Genomic DNA, 929 nt, shown 5'->3' on the forward strand with positions numbered 1-929 from the left:
ATCTTGTCAAAGATTATCTGTTGCTTTGTTGCTGCCTGTACTAGGCTGGGCTGGTGCTAGCAGTGCTGAAACCGCTTCAGACCTAGCAAGCGAAGGTAAGCAAGTGATTCAACAATTTGCAGGAGAGTTGAAATCAAGCCTGCAAGCAGCGGTAAAAGAAGGTGGCTTTACCAAGGGTATTGAGGCTTGTTCTGTGGATGCAGAAAAAATCGCCAGCAAACATAGCCAAGGAAAATGGACAGTTTCCCGCACCAGCCTTAAAACACGTAACCCTGATAACAAGCCAGATGCCTGGGAGGCGAAAGTACTTGCTGACTTTGAACAGCAACTCAAAGCCGGAAAGCCTGCTACACAGTTAGCAGCGGTGAAAAAAGAAGGGAGTACCTTTCGTATGATGAAGGCTATTCCAACTCAAGGTATGTGCTTGTCGTGTCATGGAGAGAGTCTAACAACAGATATTCAAAAGGCACTCTCGGAACAGTACCCGCACGATAGGGCGGTAGGTTATCAGGAAGGACAGATTCGTGGGGCCTTTAGTTTGTTGCACACCGCGAAGTAAATACGGAAGATATTTCGTTCTGGCCTAATCGATTTGTGAGTGAATAAGTGACAGAATAGCCCCCTTATCTTTGTATGTAGATTTCTGGTGACGATTTAAAAGGAGTTTTCACAATGGCCATCGCGCTTACGCTCCACATATTGGCTGCAACAATTTGGGTTGGCGGAATGTTTTTCGCCTATCTATGTCTTCGTCCTGTTGCAGCAAGCTTATTGGAACCTCCGCTACGTCTAAGTTTGTGGCAAGATACCTTTAAGCGTTTCTTTTTTTGGGTATGGATAGCAGTTGCTGTTTTATTGGTGAGCGGTCATGGCATGATTGCCTTATATGGTGGCTTTGCTTCGATAGGTAAGCATGTTCATATGATGCT

General features: G+C 45.4%; 1 protein-coding gene and 1 pseudogene. Both read left to right on the top strand.

Annotated features, from left to right (window positions below):
- The coding region (locus A3766_RS02980; protein WP_197479244.1) for a DUF3365 domain-containing protein at positions 1–559 on the top strand (559 nt) is incomplete at its 5' end.
- 113 nt (positions 560–672) lie between these two features.
- Positions 673–929 (top strand): annotated as a pseudogene (locus A3766_RS02985) (hypothetical protein); the annotation flags it as partial.

Source organism: Oleiphilus sp. HI0132 (assembly GCF_001635845.1).